Consider the following 23,759-nt stretch of genomic DNA (forward strand, 5'->3'; position numbering starts at 1 on the left):
CACTCAACGGCCATAACCTCACGCCGACCACGCCGACCACAGCTGCGCGTAACGACCGTTCTCGGCGACGAGTTCCTCGTGACTGCCCTCCTCGATCACCTCGCCGTGTTCCATGACGAGGACCCGGTCAGCGGTCTCGGCCTGGCTGAGCCGGTGGGCGACGACGAGAGCCCCGCGGCCGGCCAATGCGGCACGGGCAGAGGCTTCGAGCACGTGAGCTCCCGCCGATCCCGCCTCAGCGGTGGCCTCGTCGAGGATCGCGAAGTCAGGATTCGCCAGCACCAGACGGGCGAGTGCGATCGTCTGCTCCTGCACCGCACTCAGACGGGTTCCGCCGTCACCGACCTCGGTGTCCAGTCCCTTGGACAGTTCGCTGACCCAACCGGCCCCGACCGTGCTCAAGGCTGCGGTGATCTGCGCATCTGAGGCATCCGGGACCGGCAGCGCCACGTTCTCACGCAGAGTGCCGTTGAAGGTGTGCACCTCCTGAGCGACCATCGTGATGTGGTTGCGCAGCACATCTTCCGGCAGATCGGTCAGTTCCACCATGTCCCCCGCCGAGGCGGCTGTGCCCGAATCGAGTCCGGCCCGTCCGCGGGTGGGCGCTGACAGACCCGCCGCGATCCGTGCGAGCGTGGACTTCCCGGCCCCTGTGGTGCCGACGACGGCGACGACTTCGCCGGGGTTCAAGCGCAGGCTCACGCCCTTGAGGACATGGTTGCTCGACTCCGGGTCCTCATCGTAGGTGAACCACAGATCGTCCAATACCAGTACGGGGCGGTCGATGCTGATATCGGTCGTCCGCCTCGGCGAGGCCGATGCTTCGTCGATGACGCCGACCATGCGGGTCAGCGAGGCACCGGCGGATTGGATCTGGTCGAAGAGGCCGACCAGGGCGCCGATGGGATTGAACAGGCGGTGGAAGACCAGAGCCGCGGTGGTCACGGCACCGGCGGTCGTCTCGCCAGCGAAGACCAGGACGAATCCGGCGATGAGGAGCAGGGAGAGCACGACAGCCTCGGCGCGGTTATTGCGTGAGAAGGCGCGGGTCAGGAAGCTGAACACGCCGATCGACAGGTCCCGGGCCTGCCCGGAGGCGGAGTCGATACGAGCCAGCTCCCCTGACTCAGCGCGGTAGGCACGCAGGGTCCGGGCACCTGTGAGACCGCCGAGGAGGCGACCGGCGCGGCGGCCGAAAGCAGCTCTCTCTTCTTTGTAGATCGGCTCCGACCTGGGCAGATACCACCGCAGGGTGAGCCAGTACATCGGCAGTGCCACGAGACCGACGAGGCCCAGACGCCAGTCGATCGCGGCCAAGCCGACGGCGGAGACGATGACGATGAGCAGTGATTCGACGACGAGTGGCAGCACCTGCGCGGCCGCCTCGCTGATCTTGCGAGAGTCGTCGGCGACGCGGGAGACCAGGTCTCCGGTGCCAGTCGATTCGATGCGCTGGGATTCGAGCCTGAGTGCGGATTCGACGACCTGTGTGCGCAGGTCACCGACGATGGGCATCGCGATATGGGCCAGCGCCCACGCGCCGATCCAAGTGCCCAGCGCCATGACCACGCCTGCGATGGCCACTGCTGTCGCACACGTGATGACGACGTCAGAACCGGCGCCGGCAGGGAGCTCGTCGACGAGGCGACCGATCGCCCATGGCCCCACGAGCCCGGCGCCGGCGTTGGCGATTCCGGCGAGGACGAGGATGACGAGCCACCCCCACCGTGCGCGAAGGAGCGGGGCCAGATGCGCGAACGAGCGGCGTCTGGAAGCGATCGCCAGGGTGGTCTGCTCGCTCATCGGGTCACCGCGTTTCGATAGGCCTCGGCAGACGTGTTGTCGGCGTCCGCGTCTGCGGCGGCGAGGAGGTCGGCATGCTTCCCCACGAGGCTCGGGCCCGTGGTGGGCGCGAACACGACGGTCTCGGCGGCGGCGAGGAATGCCGGTGAGCTGGTGAAGATGAGCGTTGCGGCGGCGCTGCGTGAGCTGCGCAGCTTCTGGAGTCCGGCCGCTATCCGTGCTTCGGTGACGGCGTCGACCGCAGTGGTCGGTTCATGAAGGACGAGGATGCGGGGATCGGCGTGCAGGGCGCGAGCCAAGGCCACCCGCTGACGCTGGCCGCCGGAGAGGTTGCCTCCGAGTTCCTGGATGCGGTGGTCGAGTCCGGCGTCGACGAGGTCGAGGAGTTCATCGGCACCGGAGGCCGCCAGCACCTCGGCGGAAACGGGTGCATTGTCGGTGCCGAGAATCATGGTGACATTGGAGCGGATCGTGCCTTCGAACAGGTCGACAGTGTGGGGTGAGACGACCATCTGGTCCGGTCCGGTCCCGCGGGCGTGAGTGCTCAGGGCCGCGATCAGCGCAGCCTCCGACTCGGGCGCTTCTGCGACGATGCAGGTCAGGGAGCCGAATGTGGTGGTGAAGTCGACCGTGCGGTCCTCTCCCAGGGCCCAATCGCGGATGCTGATCGCCTCGTTGTCGATGTCGATGGTCGGTGCGGCAACGTCGTTCGGTGCTGTCGTCGATTCGGCGCCGTCGATGTCCCCCAGAAGCTGGGAGATCCGCTGGGCGGCTCCATGGGATTGGGCGAAGAGTCCGACGATCTCGGCCAGCGCGCGCATCGGTTCGGTGAGGAACGCTGTCATGCCGAGGATGCCGATGAGCGCCCCGACGCTCATCTGGCCGTCGATGAGGCGCAGACCGGCGACGATGAGGACGATTGCGAGCACGAACGACATGACGAGGGCGCCGAGCCCGGCGAGCCGTCCGGTCCTCTCACCGGTGGCGATGCCGGCGGTCGCGGCCTCGTCCGAGGTGTGTCGGTAGCGGTTCACGGCCCAGGTCTCTCCGCCCATGGCCTTGATCACGCGCAGACCGTGCATGAGGTCGGAGGCCGAACGGCCTGCGCGTGCCACCGCTTCAAGCTGCGCATTGGCTTTCGTAGACACGGATCGTCCGGGCAGGGCCACGATGAGGAGGCCGATGGGTACGGCGATGAGGACGACGAGTCCGGTCACGGGGTCAGCGATGAGGAGGAAGACGGCGGCTGTGATCATGCCCAGCACCGAAGCGATCCCCCGCCCCAGCTGGGCGAAGGACTGTGCCGCGGTGTCCGCGTCTGCCGAAGCGATCGAGAGGACTTCGCCGGAGGCTCGGTCGGGTGGAAGGCTCGCCGAGGTGAGAGCCGCATGGGTGATCTCGACGCGCAGAGCGTGCGCCTCGTGTTCGCGGGCAGAATTGCACAATCGTGCACCGAATCTGTAACCGAGGCTGAGCACGGTGAACAGCAGGCCGATGCCGATGATCGAGACGAGGAGCATCGGAAGGGAGAGCGGGATGATCGCGACGTCGACGACGATGCCGATGGCGACCGGGACGAGTGCCTCACAGACCTGCCACAGCGACAGGGTGATGGCTCCGGGCACGAGCAGTCGGAGGCGACGCCGGGCGGCTCTGCGCAGCAGCATCGAACCTGATGAGGGAGTCTTCGGCACGAAGGCTACCCTAACATTGTGCGACGGACCGCGGAGTTCCGCACTTGGGCTTACGATGGCTTCATGGGCACAAGGCTCGATGACAACATCTCATCCGCAGCCGACCGCACCATCGTCATCACCGGTGGCAACAGCGGAATCGGACGGACGGCAGCATCCATGCTCGCAGGCATGGACGCCCAAGTGGTGCTTGCTGTACGCAACTTGGACAAGGGACGCGCTGCGGCCGAGACGATGCGCGGAACAGTCGATGTACGACATCTCGACCTCGCCGACCTCGCTTCGGTGCGTGCCTTCGCTGAAGATTTCACCGACCCCATCGACATCCTCATCAACAATGCAGGGATCATGGCCCCACCCTTGGGTCGCACTGCTGACGGATTCGAATCCCAGTTCGGCACAAACCACCTCGGCCATTTCGCGCTGACCAACCTGCTTCTGCCCCAGATCCGCGATCGGGTGGTCACCATCTCCTCGATCGGGCATCGGATGGGGACCATCGACTTCGATGATCTCAGTTGGGAACACAGACCGTATAGACCGATGGCGGCCTACGGGCAGTCAAAGCTTGCGAACCTCCTCTTCACCTCCGAACTCCAGCGACGGCTCTCCGAGGTGTCCTCCTCTGTCACCGCGACCGCGGCCCATCCGGGGCTGGCGGCAACGAATCTCTACCGACAGCGGGGGAACCGACTGCTCGCGTCAGTCACCGAAGCCGTGATCGGTCTGATCTCACAGGACGAGCAGCAGGGCGCCGTGCCGACGCTGTGCGCAGCCACAGCTGACATCCCGGGCAACAGCTACGTCGGCCCGCGCCGTTTCAAAGAGACTTTCGGACAGCCGAAACTCGTCGGCCGCTCAGCTGCAGCCAAGGACGCCGAGGTTGCCCGACGCCTGTGGACGGTGTCGGAGGAGCTGACGGGAGTCAGGTTTCCGCTCTAGGTCGTGGAATTCATCGCGCGACGCTTTTTCAACACCCCGTCCAATTGCCTCCCGGCCTACCGAAACGCCTGCTCACCGGTGATGTGACGGCCCAGAATCAGAGTGTGCACCTCATCCGTGCCTTCGTAGGTGCGCACCGATTCGAGATTATTCGCATGCCGCAGCGGTGAGTATTCGAGTGTGATGCCGTTGCCGCCGAGCATCGAGCGGGCCTCCCGGCAGATGGCGATCGCCTCGCGGCAGTTATTGAGTTTTCCGACCGAGATCTGGACCGGATCGAGCGTCCCGGCATCCTTGAGGCGACCGGTCTGCACGGCCACAAGGATCCCTTTCTGGATCTCGAGCACCATATTCACCAGCTTCTGCTGAGTGATCTGATAGCCGGAGAGTGGTTTGTCGAACTGCATCCTCTCCTGCGCATACTTCAGAGCCACCTCGTAGGAGTCGCGGGCGGCGCCCATCGCGCCCCACATGATTCCGTAACGGGCCTCATTGAGGCAGGAGAACGGCCCCTTGAGTCCTCGGACTTCGGGCAGGACCGCCTCGGCGGGGAGATGGACCTCGTCAAGGGTAATGTCGCACTGGATGGAGGCGCGCATCGACAGCTTCTGCTCAATCGGGGTCGCTTCAAAGCCTTCGGTGTCGGTGGGGACGAGGAAGCCGCGGATGCCTTCGTCGGTCGCGGCCCAGATGACGGCGATGTCGGCGATCGAGGCCAGCCCGATCCACCTCTTGACACCGTTGAGGGTCCAGGTGCCGTCGTCGCCGCGCACGGCAGTCGTGGCCATTGATCCGGGGTCGGACCCGGCGGTGGGTTCGGTCAGACCGAAGCAGCCGATGATCTCTCCCTTGGCCATCCCCGGCAGGTACCGGTTCTTCTGCTCTTCGGACCCGAATTTGTGGATCGCGGACATAGCCAGGGATCCCTGCACGGACACGAAGGTCCGCAGTCCCGAATCACCGGCTTCGAGCTCCATGGCCGCGAGGCCGTATTCGACGGCGGTTCGCCCGGGGCAGCCGTAGCCGTGCAGATGCATGCCCAGCAGTCCGAGCTCGCCCATCTCGGCCACGATCTCGCGGGGGAAGATGGCGTTCTCATACCAGTCGGCGATGTTCGGACGGAAACGCTCATCGACGAAGGCCCGCACCTTGTCGCGAAGTTCGATCTCGGACTTGCTGAGGAGTCCTTCGAGATTGAGGAGGTCGGACTTGTCGAGGTCGGCGGCGTCCTGCGCAGTGGCGGTCGTAGTCATTTCAGGCTCCTGTGGTGGCTGGGTGTGGGTGGGCGGCGGCGTCGAGGATGTCGTGAGTATCTGCTCCGAGCTCCGGTGGCGCGGAACGCACGGGTGGGCGGACTCCGTTGAAGTTGACGGGGAATGCCACCTGCCGCATGGGTCCGGCGGTGGGATGGTCGACCGTCTGGACCATCCCGAGGGCTTCGGTCTGCGGATCGGAATAGACCTCGTCGAGGTGTTTGATCGGTGCGGCGGGAATGCCGGTGGCCGAGAACTTCGCGCACCAATGCTCGACGGTGTTTGTGCGCAGGGTGCGGGAGAGTTCCGCGTTGAGGTATTCACGGTTCTCGACTCGACCACGGTTGACCGACAGGCGTTCGTCGCCGCCGAGGTCTGGTCGGTCGATGGCTGTGCAGAGCCGCTGCCACAGGGAGTCGTTGCCGATGGCGATGACGAAGTAGTCATCGGCGGCCGGGTAGGCCTGATAGGGCACGAGGTTGGGGTGGCCGGAGCCCAGCGCGTGTGGGCGTTTGCCGTCAGCGAAGTAGTTCGTCGCCCAGTTCACGTGCAACGCCAGCTGGCCTTCATAGAGGGAGGTCGTCAGGTATTGGCCCTTGCCGGTCCGGCTGCGTTCGAAGAGCGCGGAGACGATGCCGATGATGCCGAACAGCCCCGCACCCAGATCGCCCATGGCGAACCCGGACTTCATCGGTGGCCCCCCGGCCTCTCCGGTCAGGGACATGAGTCCTCCGCGAGCCTGGGCAACCATGTCGTAGCCGGGTTCATCGCGCATCGGCCCGTGGTCTCCGTAGGCGGAAATGTGGAGGATGACGAGGTGCGGGAATCTGGCCGAGAGCTCTTTGTAATCGAAGATCTGCTGCAGCGAGCTGCCCGGTCGGAAGTTCTCGACCAGCACATCGGCCTCAGCCAGCAATTCGTGGACCTGCTCCTGGCCCCGATCGGATTTGAGGTCAATCGTCACAGACTTTTTGCTGTGGTTCGCGGCGTGGAAGTACGTGGCATCGGCGCCCACAGTCGGTGGGCCCCAGGCTCGGGTGGGGTCTCCCCCATCAGGATGCTCGACCTTGATGACCTCGGCACCGAGATCGGCCAGGGACATCGTGGCATAGGGACCGGCGAGGATCTTCGACAGGTCGATGACGCGTACACCCGCGAGCGGTCCAGTGAAGGTCTCGTCGGCAGTGAGGGCTTCGTCGTGTGCTGCTTCTTCTGCTGTGGTTCTCATGTGATGCTCCGATGGTTGAGGTGGCTTCAGGCCACGGGTGTAGGAGTTGAGACGGTGCCAGCCGAGACAGATTCGCTGGTCAGACTCGCCCCATCGACGATGTCCTCGAAGTGGGACAGGATTTCGACCACGGCGGACTCGTCACCCGTGATGTTGCTGCCGATGAAGGTCTTCGCGACGAGCAGCTTGCGGAAGTTGCCGTCACGGGTGGCTTCGGCATCGGCCTGCTCGAGCAGCAGGGTAGCCATAATCAGCTGTGCCAGATCATCGGCATACCCACCGATGAGAGCTTCGGCGGCTTCGGATTCGGCGCTCACAATGGCGTCACCGCGGTCGACGATCGCGCTCCATCTGGTCAGGAGCTCACTGACCTCAGGACCCGCCTCGGCGAGGGTGATGGTGTTCAGCTTCTCCGTCATCGTGTTCGCCAAGAGTCGGTGCGTGTCTTGTTTGCGCATGCAGCGCAGCACGTCGAGGGCGATGACGTTGCTCGAGCCTTCCCAGATGGAGCCGAGGTGGGAGTCGCGGACGAGGCGGGCATCGGGCCATTCCTCGATGTAGCCGCGGCCGCCGCGGACCTCCATCGCCTCCCCGGTGACGAACCGGGCACGTTTGCAGATGTAGTGCTTGGCCAGCGGGGTGAGTACGCGGATCTGCGCGGCCGCGGAATCGTCACCGGCATCGGCCCGTTGCAGCATGTCACCGCAGTAGAAGACGAGTCCGAGTGCGGCTTCGGCCTCGGCCTGCAGCGGCAAAAGTGTCATGCGCATCAGGGGTGCCTCAATGAGGGTCTTGCCGAAGACCACACGTGTGCGGGCGTGGGCGAGCGCTTCGTTGATCGACCGGCGCATGAGGGCTGTGGCACGCATCGCGTTGGACAGGCGGGAGGTGTTGACCATCTCCGCCATCTGCCGAAATCCGCGCTCGAGCGCCCCGACCTGGACGGCATAGGCCCCGTCGAGAGTGACTTCGCCGCTGGGCATCGACCGGGTACCGAGCTTGTCCTTGAGCCTGTCGATGACATATGAGTTCTTCGTCCCGTCCGGACGGTGCTTGGGCAGCATGAACAGTCCGACTCCGCGTGTGGTGTCATCGCCGCCGGGGAATCTGGCGAGGGTGAGGATGATGTCAGCGTCGGGATTCGAGGCGAACCATTTGCGCCCGGACAGGGCCCAGTTCTCGCCGTCGCGTTCGGCCACCGTCGAAGTCTGAGCGATGTCCGTGCCGGCATGGATCTCGGTCATGAACATCGCACCGGTGAACCGACGTTCGGGATCGGTCGAGATCAGACGATCAATTGCCTCGGCGATCTGCTCCCCGTCACCGAACTTCCGCAGGGTCCGGGCAGCGGCATCGGTCATGGACACGGGGCAGGCCAGACCGAACTCGGCCTGGACGAAGACGTAGGAGAGGATGTATTTGACCAGGTGGGGTGGTACGTCGTCCCAGCCGTGGAGGCCGCGGTGTGAAAGGGCGGAGAGGCCGTATTCCTCGTAGGCGGCCTTCTGCAGCTCCTGGTAGCTGTGGTGGTAGTCGATCGTGTCGACGCGATCGCCCTCGCGGTTGAACTGTTCCAGCGTCGGCGGGTTCTTGTCCGCAACGTCGGCCAGCGGAGCGAGGCGCTGCGCTGCATCGGCGCCAAGTGCAGTGAGCACCGGAGCGAGCAGCTCTCGATCTGCTGACTCAAGGTAGGTCTCGATGAGGGGCTGCAGGGCCGGATCGAGGTCGACGTAGTTCATGGTTCCTTACTGTTCCACTTGTATTACACGGCGTCCAAGACGTAATCTCATGGTCATTATTTGCGATTCTTTATCAATGCTCGGCTGTCTGCGGATACGGCCGAACGACAACGAAAGCGGGCACCATGGAACTGCGGCATTTCTCGGCTTTCCTCGCCGTCGCACAGGAGTTGCACTTCGGACGGGCGGCGGAGACCTTGCACATCGCGCAGCCGGCCTTGAGCCAGATGATCCGCGCCCTCGAGAAGGACCTCGACGTGCAGCTGTTCGAACGGACAACGCGCCGGGTGCGACTGACCTCCTCAGGTGAGGCGCTGCTCGAGCCCGCTCGCGCGATCCAGGCCCAGGTCGAGGGCGCGCGACGCATCGCCCGTGCTGCGAAGGAAGGCGTGGTCGGCCGGGTCCGGATCGGGTTCGGCGGCACGAGCGGCTATTCGATCCTGTCCCTGCTCGCCCGGGAGGTCGCGCACCGACAGCCCGGCATCACCCTGGAGATGCACCCACAGACGTATTCCGGTGAGTCGGCCTTGGCCGTTCGTGACGGGACCATGGATATGGGGATCATCTCCCCGCCAGCGCCGGCAGGCATCGCCGTCCACGTCATCCGGCAGGAACGGGTCATGGTCGCGGTCCCCACCAGCCACGAACTCGCCGGGGCGGAGAGCGTCTCCATGGCGGATCTGAAGGAGCAGCCGTTCATCACCTACGCGCCTTCGCACGGTTCGCAGGTGCGGGAGGCGATGATGCGCCTGGCCGATCAGGCCGGCTATCTTCCGCACATCGCGCAGGAGGCACCGGATCCCTACAGCCTGCTTGCGCTCGTCGGAGCGCAGGTCGGAATCGCGATCGTCGTCGAGTCCTCGAATCACATCCGCATCGACGGTGTCACCTATGTTCGCCTCGCCGAGGGTGGGGATGCGTTCACATTGGCGCTCGGCTGGCGCCGCAACAATCCTTCGAAGGCCCTGGCCCGGGTCGTCGAGATCGTGCAGGAGATCCTGCCCGAGGCGCAGCTACCGAAAACAAATTGAGCCGGAGCGCACCTCCCGCTAAAACTTCCCGACGTCACTAAAACTCCCCGGCGCCACGCGAAATCAGTGACGTCGGGGAGTATTAGTGGGGTAGGAAGGGCGGGCGAGTGCTACCAGCTGATCACGTGTGGGACGCTGACGTGCTTGAGCCCTTCGAGTCCGAACTCGAGTCCGAAGCCTGACTTCTTCACACCGCCGAAGGGAATCCGCGGATCCACGGCACCGTGCTTGTTGATCCAGGTCGATCCTGCTTCCAGGCGGGCCGCGACCTTCTTGCACTCTTCGAGGTCGCTGCCCCAGACCGAGGAGCCGAGGCCGACCTCGAGTTCGTTGGCCCAGCCGATGGCCTGTTCCAGGTCGGTGTACTTGATGATCGGCAGAGCCGGGCCGAACTGCTCCTCTGCGACCAGCGGGTTGTCGTTGTCGATGTCGGCGACAAGCGTGGTCGGGTAGAAGTATCCGGGCTGGTCCGCGACAGGATCTCCCCCGGTGAGCACCCGGGCACCGGAGTCCTTGGCTGCCTGGACGAGCTTGGCGACGATGTCGTACTGCGCCTTGTTCTGCAGCGGCCCGAGCACGTTCTCCTCTTCGAGGCCCACGCCCATCGGTGACTGTTTGGCCACCTCGACGAGGGCATCGCAGACCTGGTCGTAGAGGGATTCGGGCACGTAGAGGCGCTTCATCGCCGCACACGTCTGACCGGTGTTGATGAACGCACCCCAGAACAGGTCACCGGCAATGGCCGCAGGATCGGCGTTTTCGAGCACGATTCCGGCGTCGTTGCCGCCCAGCTCTAGGGTCAGTCGGGCCAGAGTATCGGCGGCCGATCGCATGATTGCCTGACCGGTCTTCGTCGATCCGGTGAACATGATCTTGTCGACATCTGCGTGGGAGGTCAGGGCCGCGCCGACCTCGCCGCCGCCGGGGACGACGGTGAGAACGTCGGCGGGCAGGACCTGGTTGATGACTGCGACGAGTGCCTGCACCGACAAAGGCGTGTATTCCGAGGGCTTGAGAACGACGGTGTTGCCCATCTTCAACGAGGGGGCGAACTGCCACACGGAGATCATCATCGGCCAGTTCCAGGGCCCCACTGCTCCGATGACGCCGACGGGTCCGTAGTGGAGTTCGGCGTGGGTCTCCTCATCCTCGACAAGAACTTCAGGCTCGAGCTCGAAGGCGGCATTGGCCCGCAGCCATGCGGCGCAGGCGCCGACCTCGAAGCGGGCATTGGGTCCGTTGAGCGGCTTGCCCTGTTCACGCGAGAGCAGCTCGGCCAATGCCTCGGCGGAGGCTTCGACCGCGTCAGCGGCCCGGTTCAGCAGATCGCTGCGCTCCTTCGACGTCCGCGACGCCCATTCGGGCTGAACCTTGCGTGCAGCTGCAACGGCGGTGTCGATGTCGGCGGTGCTGCCTTCACGGGTGCGACCGACGACCTCGCCGGTGGCAGGATCGAGCAGTTCTCGACCGTTGGGGTCTTCGATGGTCGACAGCAGTCCTGCGAAAGTGGTGAGGTCGGTGCTCATGATTCTCCTTTTCTGGGTGTGGAACAAGTAGTTGCGGGAATTACGGATCGGTCGGGTTGGAGTCTCATCCCAGGCTTCCACCTGTGCCGATACCTGCATAGAGCTGTGGGCGCCTCGACCGGAGGACGAAGGTCCAAGCTGTGCCGATGATGCCAGGCACAAGCACAATGGCGGGCAGCAGCCAGGAGAGCACCGAGGTGCCTTCGAGGCCGATGAGGACGTTGAAGTTGATGACGATGGCGATGAACAGAACGATCAACCCGATCGCTGAGAGCCCTGGTGCGATCGCCCTGGTCCACAACGAATATTCGTGTGAGTGAGAGCGCAGGAATCCGACCACGGCCAGCGCGGTCAGCGCCATGAGCAAGACGAGTCCGAATGCGCCCATGTTCGTCAGCCAGGTGAAGAGGGTGACAACAGGGAAGAGCGGATCCTCACTGCCGGCGCCGACGAATGCGAAGACGAGGATGACGATGAGAGCGATCCCTGACTGGGCCAGAGACCCGGCAACGGGTGCACCCGCTCGGCGGGAGGTTCTGGCGAGGACGGTCGGCAGCACCCGATCACGGCCGAGGGCGAAGAAGTAGCGGGCCACAATGTTGTGGAAGGCGACGAGCGCGGCCAGCAGTGAGGTGAGGAAGAGCAGGTTGGACAGGTCGACGAACCAGACCGGGGCATGCTCACCGAGGAAGACGAACATGAGATCCGGACCGAATTCTTGAGAGCGTCCGACGACGTTCGAGACACCTTCGCCCACGGTCATCGCCCAGGCGGAGAAGGTGTAGAACACGGCGATGATGCTGACTGCGATGATCGTCGCCCGGCCTGCTGTGCGCTTGGGGTCCTTGACCTCTTCGTTATAGATCGCGCCGGATTCGAAGCCCATGAACGCTGCGATCGAGAATGCCAGAGCCGCGCCGACTCCGGGCGCGAAGAGCTGGTCGGGCAGCAGTCCGTCGGCGGTGACGCCTTCGGGACTGTGACTGAAACCGATGATGTCGAAGACGATGACGACGAGGAACTCGGTGCCGACGATGATACCGAGGACCTTCGCGGAGAAGTCGACACGGCTGATGCCCATGAGTCCGACGATCACCCAGGCGATGAGCGCACAGATCCACCAGGCGACCTGCAGACCGAAGAGGGAATCGAGGAAGGAGGAGAAGACGAAGCCGAACATTCCGGCGATGCCGATCTGCATCGAGTTGTAGGCCACCAGCGCGGTCAGGGCCGCGCCCATCCCCACGGGCTTTCCCAGCCCTTTGGAGATGTAGGCGAAGAAGGCACCGGCATTGTGCACGTGTCGGCTCATGGCCGCATACCCGATCGCGAAGAGGACGAGAATGATGCCGAGGACGACGAACGACAATGGGATTCCGAGGAGACCGGTGACCGCGAAATTGCTCGGGACACCGCCGGCGACCACGGTCAGGGGCGCCGAGGCCGCGATGATCATGAAGACGAGAGCGACTGTGCCGATCCGGCGCGAGTCGAGACCCGCGGTGGCTGGTTGATGGGATGCGCTGTCAGGTTCGCTGCCAGTGCTGAGATTCACGCCCATGTGATCCCCCTTACGATAGTGGCTGTATCGTCAGGTTCTCTCATCGGCCCTATCAGTGTCTTGGCTCTGGAGGCAGCACTCTTGTCTTTCGGCGCAGACAACACCGCGTCGATGGCTGCTGACCCGAGTCAGCGCAAAGCGCTGCGACGGAACTGCGCGGGAGGCGATCCCACGACGTTGCGGAAGAGCCTCGAGAAGTGGGCAGGGTCGCTCAGACCCCAGCGAGCGCCGATAGCGGCGACGGGGACCTGTACCTGCAGTGGGTCGGCGAGGTCGTGGCGGCAGCGAGCGATCCGGCGGCGGCGAATCTCACTGGAGACCGTCTCACCACTGCCCTCGAAGATCTGGTGGAGGGCACGTACCGACATGAAGTGCGCGGCGGCGATCGTCGACGGCGTCAGCTGCGGATCGGCGAGGTGGTCCTCGATGTAGGTGGTGATCTGCGACCACAGTCGCTGCCTCTCCCCCGGCGCCTCTGCCGCAGACAGCTCATCGGCCATGACCGTGGTGAGCAGGTCGACGACGTTGCCGGCCAGCCGGATACCCACGGATCGGCTGAGCGTGGGCAGCATGGCCCCGGCCTGAGTGATGAGCTGGGTGGCAGCCGCACCGAGCTGATGGTCAGCGCCGATCGAGGTGGCCGTGAGCTGACGGACAGTATCGGTGGGCAGATTGACCCGCGTCTGCGGGAACATCATGACATAGGACGAGAAGTCACAGTCGAAGCTGAGCGTGTAGGGCCTCGAGGTGTCATAGATGGCCAGAGACCCAGGCGCCAGAGACACTTCCCGTCCGTCTTGGACGAGCAGCCCATGCCCCTTGAGCTGGAGCGAGACCTTGTAGTAGTTCGCCCCGCCTGCCCTCTGGGCGCCGGCGCCGGTGCCGGTGCCGGTACCAATATCGGTATCGGTATCGGTATCGGTATCGGCGGAGATGAGGCTGGGTGTGCGCAGCACTGCGTGAGGGTTGGCGCTGATGTGGGACATGACCACGGAGTCGTAGTCACGAGCGCTGATCGCGCCCCGGAAGCCGCCGCGGCGCTGGGGCTCGGTGTCCAGCGGCACGAAGGAGTCCGAGACGAGGGACTTCCACCCATCGAAGTCGGAGGCTGTGCTCTCAAGTAACATCTTCGTCCTCTGCAGAAACGACCGATCGTCGACCTCTGCGTCGGCGACCGCTTGGCGCTCACTCTATCCCCAACCGCGCAGGGAGTCACGAGCGTTCCAGGATTTACCGACCGAATGGTCAAGATCATCGCTCAGTCGCGCGATGACAAAGTCGAACTGGGCACGGAAGCCCGCGAAGTCGACGGTCTCACCACCGATCATCGCGGCGGTCTGGGCACCAAGCAGATATGTCAGGAGGACATCGGCCGCGGGCTCGAGGACCACCTCGGCGGCCAAATCACCATCATCACGGGCCTGCCCGAGCCAACCGAGGATCCAGGTCCGCCACAGTGCCATGGTCTCGCGCGTGGTGCGGGCATGATCGGGACTTTGGGCCACCTCGGCGAAGAAGGACAGGACGACCCTGGCCTCGTCGTGGAGCTCGGGCGTGATCGGCAGGACCTCCGAAGCGAAGGCCCGCAGCGCCGCGAGGCCGCGCAGATGCCCAGTCGAGAGGCCGACGCGACGGTTCGTGGCCTCGAAGACGAACAGGTAGGTGGCCGCCAGCAGGTCCGACTTGGAGGCGAAATAGGACTTGAGCGCACCGTTGGCGAAGCCTGCCTCGGTGGCGATGTCGCGCATCGTCGCCCCGGCCAGGCCCTGCCGAACGATGATGCGCAGGGTCGCCTCGACGAGTTCACGACGACGCTGGTCGTGGTCCACGATCTTGGGCATGCTTCCTCCAGCCGCTCTTGACTTTATTTTCTACAAGCGTAGGTTAATACATGACTCAGCACACACATTACGTTGCAAAGGTGCACACATGTCCTGCCATTCAACCCCCGCCGAGCCGTCCGCTCCGAGCACCCCCACCCAGTTCACACTGCCGACCGAGGACGAGATCGCGACCGTCACCACGGTGCTGCGCGAGGCCGGGCACTTCCCCGCCGAGGCGCGCATGGCCTACGTCGGACTGCTCGATCCCGTGCGCGGCCAGGCCCGCACCGCCGCCGAGGTGGACCGCCGTTTCCGTGCCTTCATCATCGACAAGTCCGCTGGCACGGCCCGCGACATCATCGTCTCGGTCACGCATTCGACAATCGAGTCCGTGACCGAGGTGGACTCCGCCGCCGAAGGCGAGTTCCCTGTCATGGAGGAGGAGTTCGGAATCGTCGAGGAGGTGCTTGCCGCGGACCCGAAGTGGCAGGAGATCCTCGCCCGTCGCGGCCTGCCCGTCGAACAGGTGCGTGTGGCACCACTGTCCGCAGGCGTCTTCGAATACCCGGAGGAGAGCGGCCGGCGGATTCTGCGTGGCCTTGCCTTCCACCAACAGCACGAATCGGACTCCGCGTGGGCACATCCTATCGACGGTCTCGTCGCCTATGCCGATGTCACGAACAAGTCAGTCGATCAGATCCTCGACCTCGAGGATGTCCCGGTGCCTGCCGAACACGGGAACTACACCGACCCCGAACTGACCGGTCCGGTGCGCACCACACAGAAGCCGATCGAGATCACCCAGCCCGAGGGCCCGAGCTTCACCCTGTCCGAGGGCAATCACATCGAGTGGGAGAAGTGGTCACTCGACGTCGGCTTCGACATGCGTGAAGGTCTGATCCTCCACAACATCGCCTTCACCGACGGCGTGCGCACCCGTACGATCCTCGACCGTGCCGCCATTGCGGAGATGGTCGTGCCCTACGGCGATCCCTCACCGGTCCGGTCCTGGCAGAACTACTTCGACACCGGAGAGTACCTCGTCGGGCAATGCGCGAACTCACTCGAACTGGGGTGTGACTGCCTCGGTGACATCACCTACCTCTCCCCGTGGGTGGCGAACAACCTCGGCGAACCGCGACAGATCAAGAACGGCGTCTGCATGCACGAGGAAGATGCCTCGATTCTGGCCAAGCACTCCGACCTGTGGTCCGGTGTCGATTACACCAGACGCAACCGACGCTTCGTCGTCTCTTTCTTCACCACTGTCGGCAACTACGACTACGGCTTCTACTGGTACCTCTACCTCGACGGCACCATCGAGTTCGAGGCCAAGGCCACGGGAGTCGTGTTCACCTCGGCACTGCCGGAGGGATCGAGCGATTTCGCCTCGGAGATCGCGCCCGGGCTGGGTGCTCCGTTCCATCAGCATCTCTTCGGGGCGCGTCTCGACTTCGCCCTCGACGGCGGCAAGTGCCGAGTCGAAGAGGAGGACGTGGTGCACCTGCCGGTCTCCGAGACCAATCCGCGCGGCAACGCCTTCAGCCGCAAACGCACCGTGCTGGGCACGGAACTGGCGGCCCAGCGCGATGCCGATCAGTCGAAGGCTCGGACCTGGGTGGTGTCGAACCCGGAGTCGGTCAACCGCCTCGGCGAGCCTGTCGGGTACAAACTTCATCCCACGGGACTGCCGACCCTGCTGGCGGCCGAGGATTCCTCGGTTCACCGGCGGGCGACGTTTGCGTCGAAGGCGCTGTGGGTATCGCAGTATCACGAGGACGAACGCTATCCGACCGGCGATTTCCCGAATCAGCACCCAGGCCATGCCGGCCTGCCGGCGTGGACCGCTGCTGATCGCAACGTCGACGGTGAGGACATCGTTCTCTGGCACAGCTTCGGCCTCACGCATTTCCCCCGAGTCGAGGACTGGCCGATCATGCCCGTCGATACCGTCGGCTTCAAGCTGCGCCCGGAAGGGTTCTTCGACCGCTCCCCTGTCCTTGATGTTCCTGCGCCGGCCTCGGGTGGACACTGCGAAGGATCCGACGGCGGCTGCTGCGAGGGCTGAGGCTCTTACTCAGGACTCCGCTTTCAGAGGTGCGCGGCCCGCAGAGAGCGCAACCGGTCCTCCAGACTGCCGGTGCCTTCAGCGGCGAATGCGGGAGCATTCCCGGCGGTGTTCGGGTCGATGGCTGCACCGAGGCGGCCGAGCTCGACGAGGACTGGAATGACCTCGAGTCCGCGCTCGGTCAGCGAGTACCGACCCTGCTTGCCGCGGCCGACCTCCGATTTGCGGAGGAATCCGGCCGCAGTCAGGTCGGCCAGCCTGCGAGACAGGACAGGCGCGCTGATACCCTCATCGCTGCGGGCGAGCAGTTCCCGAAACGAACGTCGATCGCGCATCGCGATATCACGCAGAATCAGCAGGCTCCATTGGTCGCCGAGCATCTCCAGCGCACGGTTGATCGGGCAGTTCGACCGTGGGGTGGTGATCATGCGAGCTCCGAAGTGATTGCAAAGTGTTACTGGATAGCTCTAGAGTACTACTGGTAACAGAATGTAACTACCCATGCTTGCCAGGAGCTCACAATGAAGGCGTTCGTCCTCGAGAAGTACGGATCCCCACTGCGGCAGACCGAGATGCCCGTTCCGAGCCCCGCACCCCATGAGGTGCTTGTGCGCATGGTTGCGTCCGGCATCAACCATGCCGATGAGCGGCTCAGGGTCGGCGAGTTCAAAGCCCTCTTCCCTGTCAGCTTTCCCAAGGTCATGGGCGGCGAATTCGCTGGAGTCGTCGTCGAGGTCGGTGCCGCAGTCACCGATTTCACCGTGGGCGAGACCGTGTACGGATATGTGGGCTTGTCGGCCGCTGGAACCCTTTCGGAGTACCTCTCCGTCGACGCTCGGGCCATCGCACGTGCACCGGAATCGCTGAGCCTGGTTGAGGCCGCGGGTCTTCCCGTCGCAGCGCTCACGGCATGGCAGGCCCTGGTGGACATGGGCCACACGACAAAGGGACAGACGGTCCTCATCCACGGCGGAACGGGAGGTGTCGGCTCCATCGCGATCCAACTCGCCAAGCGCCTGGGGGCCACCGTGGCAACGACCGTCTCGACGAAGAACATCGATGCCGCTCGAGAACTCGGTGCCGACATCGTCATCGACTACACACGCGATGACCTTGTGCAGCGCCTTGACGGCACTCCGGTCGACCTCGTCCTCGACACGCAGGGCGGGACCACACTTCTGACTTCGCTTGAGGTGCTGCGCTCCGGTGGCACAGTCATCGGAGTCACGGGACCGCCAGAACCGATGTTCGCCCGCCGCATCGGAGTCAATCCGGTGGTCCGGCTGGCCATTCGAGCCATGAGTGCACGTGTGCGCCGCAGGGCACGCGCCCTCGGCGTCACCTACCGATTCCTGTTGATCGCTCCCGACGGCGCTGCCATGCAGAAAGTGGCGGAACTCGTCGACGATCGGATCCTGCGCCCGATCATCGATCGTGCACGGGCTTTCGACGAGACCCAGGAGGCACTGGACGATGTGCTCGCCGGTGGCACACGCGGCAAGATCGTGGTCACCACCGATCCGAAATCGGTGACCGCTCGTGGATGAGAAGTTCGCTTTGCAGCGCCCGACCACCTGGGCCTCGACACCCAATCGCCGCATCGTCGCCGGTCAGCATATGTTCGTCTATCGTGATCTGGGCCCGGATCGGGGCGTCCCGCTGGTCCTCCTCACTCACCTCGGCGCCACACTCGATGAGTGGGACCCGAGGTTCGTCGATGCAATGGCCACCGACCGGCGAGTCATCGCCGTCGACTTGCCCGGTGTGGGCGGTTCCACCGGCCAGGTCCCGGCCACCGTCGCAGAGATGGCGGATTCCGTCGAAGGATTCGTGACCACCCTCGGACTGACCCAGTTCGACCTGCTCGGTTTCTCACTTGGTGGTTTCATCGCACAGCAGGTGGCGCTGGAGGCCCCGGGGCTCGTGCGACGGCTGGTGCTTGCCGGCACTGGTCCTGCCGGCGGGGCCGGAATCGACCATCCGACCGGCGGCACCTATATCTACTGGGACATGGTTCGGGCCTCACTGGCCCGCACCGATGCGAAGGAGTTCCTCTTCTTCCCTCGAACTCGCGCAGGAAAAGCGGCGGCGCGGGCCTATCTTGCTCGCCTGCGTGAGCGGATCATGGACCGAGATGAGCCCATCTCACTCTCGTCCTTTCACCGTCAGATCTCGGTCATCGGAGCCTGGGGACGGGCAGCTCCCCAGGATCTGTCCCGCATCAGCGCCCCAACACTCATCGCCAATGGCGACCACGACCGGATGGTGCCCACCGCTCTGTCGCGCGATATGCATGCTCGCATCCCCGGCAGTGCGCTCATCATCTTCCCCGACTCCGGGCACGGCGGAGTGTTCCAACACGGAGATGAGTTCATCGCCGCGCTCCGCTCCCACCTCGGCACCGACGACTGATGCCCGCGCTGCGCAGGCTGGGCAGGACGGGCGCCTTCTGGGCCTCGGCATCGGTGCTTGCGCTGGTGCTGTGGTCGAGCGGGGCGCCGAGCGTGCTCTATCCGATCTACGCCCAGAAATGGAATCTGAGTCCGGCAATCATCACTTTGGTGTTCGCCGCCTATCAGCTTGCGCTGATCGTCGTCCTCCCGGTCTTCGGCAACCTCTCCGATCAGTTCGGGCGCCGTCTGGTGATGATCTGGGGCGTGGCACTGATCGCTGCCTCAGCCGTCATGTTCGCCATCGCCCCGAACGTCACGTTCCTCTTCGTCGGACGTGTGCTCCAGGGAGCCGGTTCCGGGCTGGCGATGGGTGCCGCGACGGCGTCCCTGGTCGAGAACAATTCGACGGGCAATGCCCGATTCGCCAGTTCTCTGGCGACCGTGTCGACGGCAGCCGGGCTCACCCTGGCGCTTGTGTTCAGCGGAGTGTTCGCCCGTTTCATCCCCATGCCTCTGTTCTGGAGTTACGTCCTCCTCCTGGGACTGACCATCACTGCCGGGATCGCGCTTGCTCTGACCCCGCACGATCGCCCCTCACAGACTCGCCGCTGGCGGCCCCAGGCTCTGCGCCTTGCTCCGGGACTGCGTCTGAGCTTCTCGATCGCGACCTTGTCGGTTTCGCTGGCCTACTGTGTGGGTGCGATCTTCCTCTCGCTCGGAGCACACATGATCGGCCAGTTCACCCACACGACCAACGCGGCAACGGTGGGTGTGCTGTTGGGATGCTCCTCGGCGGCGATCGGTGCCACCGGCCTGCTGCTCGCACGTATCCGCCCACTCGTCTCGGTACTGGCAGGGACGCTGCTGACCCTCGTCAGCCTTGGGCTCATGGCCGCAGCGGCGACTTTCGGGTCGATCGGACTGTTCCTGGCCTGGTGCCTCGTCGGCGGGGTCGCCTACTCGTTCGCGTTCACCGGCGGGCTGGGCGTGATCAACCAGGCGACCACTGTCCATCACCGAGGCACGACCCTATCCCTGCTCTATCTCATCGCCTATGTTCTCCAGGCCGCCACGGCCATCGGCATGGGCGCTCTTGCCACCGCCGGCACGTTGGGGACGGCGATCAGCGTCGCCTCTGCCGTGATAGCCGGTCTGTGCCTGGTGTCGCTGATGCTCATCATCCTCGGTGCGCGAACACGGCGCTCAGCGGCACGTTGATCGGGTGCCTCACCGAGGTGGGCGAAATGAACTCAGGTCTGCCTGAGCTTCAGAGCTGGCGGAAGAAATCGTCCGTGGTCGCATTGGGGTGCTTGGCCAGCGGTGTGACCTTGACGTTCATGTAGGCGAACATCGGGAAACCCTGGAAGGTCGCGTGGAGGAAGTCGAGGTCGTCGACGTCGTAGATCGAGATGTTGGAGTACTCCCCCACGATGCGCCAGATGCCCTTCATGATTCCCCGCTCCTGAAGATCAGCCGAATAGGCCTTCTCCTTGACCTGGAAATCGGCCTTGGTCTCATCGGTCATCGATTCGGGAAATACGACGTCCATGCGTGCAACGAACAGCATTCGTGCCTCCTGCGTTTCTTGAAAGAGCCTTCGGACTGTCACCTTAGGCCCTTTCTCCGATCGGGCCGAATTTCAGCAGGACGCACCTCTGGCTGGACGTGGCAGCTCGAATTGACCCTCCGCGCACAGGTAGCGGCACGGCTTGCCCGTGCGTGCAGAGTCGACGACCGCACCTGTGCCGCAGTGAACCAGATCACTAGTCTGGCAACATGAATGCCACCGCAGACAGCGCAGTCAGCCCAACAGGTTCGATCACCGCGCATAGTGAGACCTTCCCGACCGAACTGCCCACCGAGCACTTCGACTATGTGGTCGTCGGTGCCGGATCCTCCGGGTGCGTCATCGCCCGCAGGCTCATCGACGCCGGCAAGAAGGTCTGCCTCATCGAGGCCGGCGGCGACGAGACTAACCCGAACATCGACCACCTCAACACCCTGGGCCTGCTCTGGCATTCGGCTCAGGACTGGGACTACTACACGACCCCGCAGCCATCCGCGATGAATCGCAAGATCCACCTGCCGCGCGGCAAGGTCCTCGGCGGTTCCAACGCCCTCAACGCCGTCATCTGGGTCCGCGGCGACGCCTGGGACTACGAACAGTGGGTCGAATCGGGCTGCCCCGGCTGGTCATGGGACGAGGTTCTGCCCGTGTTCAAAGCCATCGAGACCTACGACGGTGAGATCACAGAGGCACGCGGCACCGAGGGCCCCATGGATGTGCGCATCGGCTACGAACGCAACCCGATCCAGGAGGACATGGTCACAGCGGGCGAGCAGACTGGCCTCGAGTACAACCCGGACTACAACTCCGGCAGCGTCGAAGGCATCTCCCGGATCCAACTCAACGTCCGCGACGGAAAGCGATTGAACACATGGCGGGCCTACCTCAAGCCCCGCCTCGGCGATGGGAATCTCACGATCCTCACGTCGACACATGCTCGTCGTCTCCTCACCGAGGACAAGCAGATTACGGGCCTCGAGGTCGACTTCCGCGGACGGGTGGGGACACTGAACGCAGACGAAGTCATCCTCACCGCGGGTGCGCTGGCCTCTCCCGAGCTGCTCATGCGCAGCGGGATCGGTCCCGCCGATGAGCTGCGCGAGGTCGGGGTCGAACCGATCCACGACCTGCCCGGCGTGGGCAAGAATCTGCAGGATCACTGGCTGTCCCCGGTCATCTTCACCACCGGCTCCGAGCCCGTACCGATGGGTGAAGTCGCCCCCGCCGAGGTGCACCTGTTCTGGAAATCCAAGCCCGAACTTCCGGTGCCCGACACCCAACCTCTGTTCTTCTCCGTGCCGATGTACGCCCAGGACTCCGCGCCGAACCTGCAGACGGGACCGGACAACGCCTTCACCCTGCAGGGCGGACTCGTCCGGCCGAAGAGCCATGGTGAGGTCACGCTCAGTGGGCCGAACCCACAGGACCCGACGCTGGTCAACCCGAACGTGCTGTCCGAACAGGCCGATGTCGACGCCCTCGTGGCCTCGGTGAAGCAGTGCCGGGAGATAGGACGCGCCGAGGCCCTGGCACATTGGCAGCCGACAGAGATCTTCCCCGGCCCCGAGGTGGCCGATGAGGATCTCGAGGACTACGTTCGCGGATCTGTCGTGACCTACCACCACCAGGTCGGCACCTGCCGGATGGGACAGGATGAGACGTCGGTCGTCGATCCGCAGTCGTTCAAGGTCCACGGACTCGAGGGACTGCGCATCGCCGATGCCTCGATCATGCCGCAGGTGCCCACCGGCAACACCAACGCCCCGACGATCATGATCGCCGAACGCGCGGCGGCCGTCCTCGTCGGCTCCTCCGTCGAGGGGATCACCGCCCCTGACCCACCCTGGTAGTCTTCGAATCCGTCGGCTGAACTGCGATCGAGAGGGGCACGCGTGTCCGAGGCGAGCGATTCGACGCAGGACTCCCAGGAGCTCCTGGTCACCATCGGTGCCGGACTGCTCGCGGGCGGAATCTCCTCGGTCGACGTCGAGGATGCTCTGACCGGCCTTGCCCGCACGCTGGGCATCAGCAAGCTTCGCGTCGCGGCCCTCCCCCGTGGACTGTTCCTCACATCCGGTTCCGGGGATTCGACGAAGTTCGAACGCATCGGTCCCGACCTGCGCTTCGATCAGACGGCAAAGCTCCTCGACATCGTCGACGCACTGCGGGCACGGCGACTCTCGGTCGAAGCCGCGGGACGGATGATCGAAATCGAGGTCCACGCGAGGCCGCCGCGGTGGCCCGCTTGGCTCTCCCGCCTCGGCGCCGTCCCCATCGGAATCGGACTGTGCCTGCTGCTCGAGCCCGGTCTGATCAATCTGGCGTTCGCGGCCTTCGGCTCGCTCATCGTCGCAGGCATCCTGGCAGTCAACGGTCGCTGGCCCAACCTCAGCCCGCTGCTGCCGGTGAGCTCGGCGTTCATCGTCTCCGTCATCGTGCTCATCGGCTACAGACTCGACTGGCTTGAGAGTCCCCTGCGCACGATCGTCGCGACTCTCGCGCTGCTGCTTCCTGGCAGCGCCGTGGTCACCGGACTGACTGAAATCTCAGCCGGAGCACTCTCTGCCGGCAGTTCACGGCTCGTCTCGGCCACGGTGCAGCTGGCGATGTTCATCGCCGGAGTCGCCGGCGCCGCCGCGATCACCGGCACCGGGGCCGAAGCGCTGCGGAACACTCAGCTCACCGATTCGGCCTGGCAGCTCTCGGCCCTCGGTGTCCTCTCCGCCACCATCGGGCTGATGGTCTACCTGTACACCCCGCTCGAGCACACGCTGCCGATCGTTCTCACGATCGCGGCCGCCGCACTGGCACAGCTGGGCCTCGGGGCCGAGTTCGGTGCCGCCGTGGGTGGTCTTGCCGGAGCACTGACCGCCTCGCTGGTGGCCGTCATCCTCTCCCAACTGCCCCGCGGGCCGATCTGGCGAATCAGCTACGTTCCAGCATTCCTCATCGTCGCGCCCGGTTCGTTCGGCCTGCTCAATGCCTCGCAGCTCGAGTTCGGCGACGGCAGCAGTGTTGCGGGCGGCCTGCTCGCGGCCGGCGCAACGTTCTTCTCGATCGCCATCGGCACCGTCATCGGCGCGGCCATCGCTCACGCCGTCGAGCCCAAGGACGAGATCGTCGCCTGAGGC

Annotated in this window: 19 protein-coding genes; 8 read left to right on the forward strand and 11 right to left on the reverse strand. The window is 64.7% G+C overall.

The window, feature by feature from the left end; genetic code table 11:
• Positions 1–18 precede the first annotated feature (18 nt).
• Together HU144_RS18650 and HU144_RS18655 are read right to left on the reverse strand one after the other, a co-directional pair.
• The gene (locus tag HU144_RS18650) at positions 19–1,803 is read right to left on the reverse strand and encodes an ABC transporter ATP-binding protein (RefSeq protein WP_235352562.1); all 1,785 of its coding nucleotides are present in this window, start codon (positions 1,801–1,803) and stop codon (positions 19–21) included.
• Positions 1,800–3,497 (reverse strand): ABC transporter transmembrane domain-containing protein, encoded by a 1,698-nt coding sequence (locus tag HU144_RS18655; protein ID WP_235352563.1) that lies wholly within the window; start codon positions 3,495–3,497, stop codon positions 1,800–1,802. The genes HU144_RS18650 and HU144_RS18655 overlap by 4 nt, the downstream gene beginning before the upstream one ends.
• Positions 3,498–3,560: 63 nt before the next feature.
• Here HU144_RS18655 and HU144_RS18660 point away from each other — a divergent pair, with 63 nt between their 5' ends.
• Positions 3,561–4,439 (forward strand): oxidoreductase, encoded by an 879-nt coding sequence (locus HU144_RS18660; RefSeq protein WP_235352564.1) that lies wholly within the window; start codon positions 3,561–3,563, stop codon positions 4,437–4,439.
• A gap of 56 nt (positions 4,440–4,495) precedes the next feature.
• Here the strand turns inward: HU144_RS18660 and HU144_RS18665 are convergent, their stop codons facing one another.
• From HU144_RS18665 to HU144_RS18675, 3 genes are read right to left on the reverse strand one after another with little or no spacing between them, the layout of a single operon-like run.
• On the reverse strand, positions 4,496–5,692 hold the full coding sequence (locus HU144_RS18665; protein WP_235352565.1) for an acyl-CoA dehydrogenase family protein: 1,197 nt from the start codon (positions 5,690–5,692) through the stop codon (positions 4,496–4,498).
• A 1-nt stretch (position 5,693) separates the two neighbouring features.
• A complete protein-coding gene (locus HU144_RS18670) occupies positions 5,694–6,920 on the reverse strand; it encodes a CaiB/BaiF CoA transferase family protein (protein ID WP_235352566.1) in 1,227 nt (408 codons plus the stop codon).
• 26 nt (positions 6,921–6,946) lie between these two features.
• A complete protein-coding gene (locus tag HU144_RS18675) occupies positions 6,947–8,659 on the reverse strand; it encodes an acyl-CoA dehydrogenase family protein (RefSeq protein WP_235352567.1) in 1,713 nt (570 codons plus the stop codon).
• Between the two features lie 125 nt (positions 8,660–8,784).
• On the opposite strand from HU144_RS18675, the gene HU144_RS18680 reads away from it, so the two are divergent.
• The gene (locus HU144_RS18680) at positions 8,785–9,690 is read left to right on the forward strand and encodes a LysR family transcriptional regulator (protein ID WP_235352568.1); all 906 of its coding nucleotides are present in this window, start codon (positions 8,785–8,787) and stop codon (positions 9,688–9,690) included.
• Between the two features lie 110 nt (positions 9,691–9,800).
• On the opposite strand, the gene HU144_RS18685 is transcribed toward HU144_RS18680, so the two are convergent.
• The 4 genes from HU144_RS18685 to HU144_RS18700 all read right to left on the reverse strand — a co-directional run bounded on the left by HU144_RS18685 (position 9,801) and on the right by HU144_RS18700 (position 14,618).
• Positions 9,801–11,216 (reverse strand): aldehyde dehydrogenase family protein, encoded by a 1,416-nt coding sequence (locus tag HU144_RS18685; RefSeq protein ID WP_235352569.1) that lies wholly within the window; start codon positions 11,214–11,216, stop codon positions 9,801–9,803.
• A gap of 64 nt (positions 11,217–11,280) precedes the next feature.
• Positions 11,281–12,777 carry an APC family permease gene (locus HU144_RS18690; protein WP_235352570.1) on the reverse strand — a complete coding sequence of 499 codons (1,497 nt, stop codon included), beginning with the start codon at positions 12,775–12,777 and terminating at the stop codon, positions 11,281–11,283.
• A 128-nt stretch (positions 12,778–12,905) separates the two neighbouring features.
• The gene (locus tag HU144_RS18695) at positions 12,906–13,904 is read right to left on the reverse strand and encodes a helix-turn-helix domain-containing protein (protein WP_235352571.1); all 999 of its coding nucleotides are present in this window, start codon (positions 13,902–13,904) and stop codon (positions 12,906–12,908) included.
• 63 nt (positions 13,905–13,967) lie between these two features.
• Positions 13,968–14,618, reverse strand: a complete 651-nt coding sequence (locus tag HU144_RS18700) for a TetR/AcrR family transcriptional regulator (protein WP_235352572.1) — start codon at positions 14,616–14,618, stop codon at positions 13,968–13,970.
• A gap of 88 nt (positions 14,619–14,706) precedes the next feature.
• Between HU144_RS18700 and HU144_RS18705 the strand changes: the two genes are divergently transcribed.
• Positions 14,707–16,668, forward strand: coding sequence for a primary-amine oxidase (locus tag HU144_RS18705; RefSeq protein WP_235352573.1), 1,962 nt, complete (start codon positions 14,707–14,709; stop codon positions 16,666–16,668).
• 23 nt (positions 16,669–16,691) lie between these two features.
• Here the strand turns inward: HU144_RS18705 and HU144_RS18710 are convergent, their stop codons facing one another.
• A complete protein-coding gene (locus HU144_RS18710; protein WP_235352574.1) occupies positions 16,692–17,096 on the reverse strand; it encodes a winged helix-turn-helix transcriptional regulator in 405 nt (134 codons plus the stop codon).
• A 93-nt stretch (positions 17,097–17,189) separates the two neighbouring features.
• Here HU144_RS18710 and HU144_RS18715 point away from each other — a divergent pair, with 93 nt between their 5' ends.
• The 3 genes from HU144_RS18715 to HU144_RS18725 are packed head-to-tail and all read left to right on the forward strand — an operon-like array spanning position 17,190 to position 20,279.
• Positions 17,190–18,215 (forward strand): NADP-dependent oxidoreductase, encoded by a 1,026-nt coding sequence (locus HU144_RS18715; protein WP_235352575.1) that lies wholly within the window; start codon positions 17,190–17,192, stop codon positions 18,213–18,215.
• The gene (locus HU144_RS18720) at positions 18,208–19,080 is read left to right on the forward strand and encodes an alpha/beta fold hydrolase (RefSeq protein ID WP_235352576.1); all 873 of its coding nucleotides are present in this window, start codon (positions 18,208–18,210) and stop codon (positions 19,078–19,080) included. Before HU144_RS18715 ends, HU144_RS18720 begins: the two co-directional genes overlap by 8 nt.
• The gene (locus HU144_RS18725; protein WP_235352577.1) at positions 19,080–20,279 is read left to right on the forward strand and encodes an MFS transporter; all 1,200 of its coding nucleotides are present in this window, start codon (positions 19,080–19,082) and stop codon (positions 20,277–20,279) included. The genes HU144_RS18720 and HU144_RS18725 overlap by 1 nt, the downstream gene beginning before the upstream one ends.
• Positions 20,280–20,328: 49 nt before the next feature.
• Here HU144_RS18725 and HU144_RS18730 read toward each other — a convergent pair whose 3' ends face one another.
• A complete protein-coding gene (locus HU144_RS18730) occupies positions 20,329–20,628 on the reverse strand; it encodes a muconolactone Delta-isomerase family protein (RefSeq protein WP_235352578.1) in 300 nt (99 codons plus the stop codon).
• Positions 20,629–20,837: 209 nt separating this feature from the next.
• Here HU144_RS18730 and HU144_RS18735 point away from each other — a divergent pair, with 209 nt between their 5' ends.
• Complete coding sequence (locus tag HU144_RS18735) at positions 20,838–22,478, forward strand: GMC family oxidoreductase (RefSeq protein WP_235352579.1); 1,641 nt, start codon at positions 20,838–20,840, stop codon at positions 22,476–22,478.
• Between the two features lie 42 nt (positions 22,479–22,520).
• Positions 22,521–23,756 carry a threonine/serine ThrE exporter family protein gene (locus tag HU144_RS18740; RefSeq protein ID WP_235352580.1) on the forward strand — a complete coding sequence of 412 codons (1,236 nt, stop codon included), beginning with the start codon at positions 22,521–22,523 and terminating at the stop codon, positions 23,754–23,756.
• The last annotated feature ends 3 nt before the right edge of the window (positions 23,757–23,759 follow it).

Source organism: Brevibacterium sp. UCMA 11752 (assembly GCF_021532235.1).
Taxonomy (GTDB): Bacteria; Actinomycetota; Actinomycetes; order Actinomycetales; family Brevibacteriaceae; genus Brevibacterium; species Brevibacterium antiquum.

Bases quoted from the DNA above. Each gene is read 5' to 3' on its own strand.
- HU144_RS18680 (WP_235352568.1), top strand. From the start codon at position 8,785: ATGGAACTGCGGCATTTCTCGGCTTTCCTCGCCGTCGCACAGGAGTTG.
- HU144_RS18710 (WP_235352574.1), bottom strand. From the start codon at position 17,096: ATGATCACCACCCCACGGTCGAACTGCCCGATCAACCGTGCGCTGGAG.
- HU144_RS18670 (WP_235352566.1), bottom strand. From the start codon at position 6,920: ATGAGAACCACAGCAGAAGAAGCAGCACACGACGAAGCCCTCACTGCC.
- HU144_RS18665 (WP_235352565.1), bottom strand. From the start codon at position 5,692: ATGACTACGACCGCCACTGCGCAGGACGCCGCCGACCTCGACAAGTCC.
- HU144_RS18725 (WP_235352577.1), top strand. From the start codon at position 19,080: ATGCCCGCGCTGCGCAGGCTGGGCAGGACGGGCGCCTTCTGGGCCTCG.
- HU144_RS18660 (WP_235352564.1), top strand. From the start codon at position 3,561: ATGGGCACAAGGCTCGATGACAACATCTCATCCGCAGCCGACCGCACC.
- HU144_RS18650 (WP_235352562.1), bottom strand. From the start codon at position 1,803: ATGAGCGAGCAGACCACCCTGGCGATCGCTTCCAGACGCCGCTCGTTC.
- HU144_RS18695 (WP_235352571.1), bottom strand. From the start codon at position 13,904: ATGTTACTTGAGAGCACAGCCTCCGACTTCGATGGGTGGAAGTCCCTC.
- HU144_RS18700 (WP_235352572.1), bottom strand. From the start codon at position 14,618: ATGCCCAAGATCGTGGACCACGACCAGCGTCGTCGTGAACTCGTCGAG.
- HU144_RS18685 (WP_235352569.1), bottom strand. From the start codon at position 11,216: ATGAGCACCGACCTCACCACTTTCGCAGGACTGCTGTCGACCATCGAA.
- HU144_RS18705 (WP_235352573.1), top strand. From the start codon at position 14,707: ATGTCCTGCCATTCAACCCCCGCCGAGCCGTCCGCTCCGAGCACCCCC.
- HU144_RS18675 (WP_235352567.1), bottom strand. From the start codon at position 8,659: ATGAACTACGTCGACCTCGATCCGGCCCTGCAGCCCCTCATCGAGACC.
- HU144_RS18690 (WP_235352570.1), bottom strand. From the start codon at position 12,777: ATGGGCGTGAATCTCAGCACTGGCAGCGAACCTGACAGCGCATCCCAT.
- HU144_RS18730 (WP_235352578.1), bottom strand. From the start codon at position 20,628: ATGCTGTTCGTTGCACGCATGGACGTCGTATTTCCCGAATCGATGACC.
- HU144_RS18715 (WP_235352575.1), top strand. From the start codon at position 17,190: ATGAAGGCGTTCGTCCTCGAGAAGTACGGATCCCCACTGCGGCAGACC.
- HU144_RS18735 (WP_235352579.1), top strand. From the start codon at position 20,838: ATGAATGCCACCGCAGACAGCGCAGTCAGCCCAACAGGTTCGATCACC.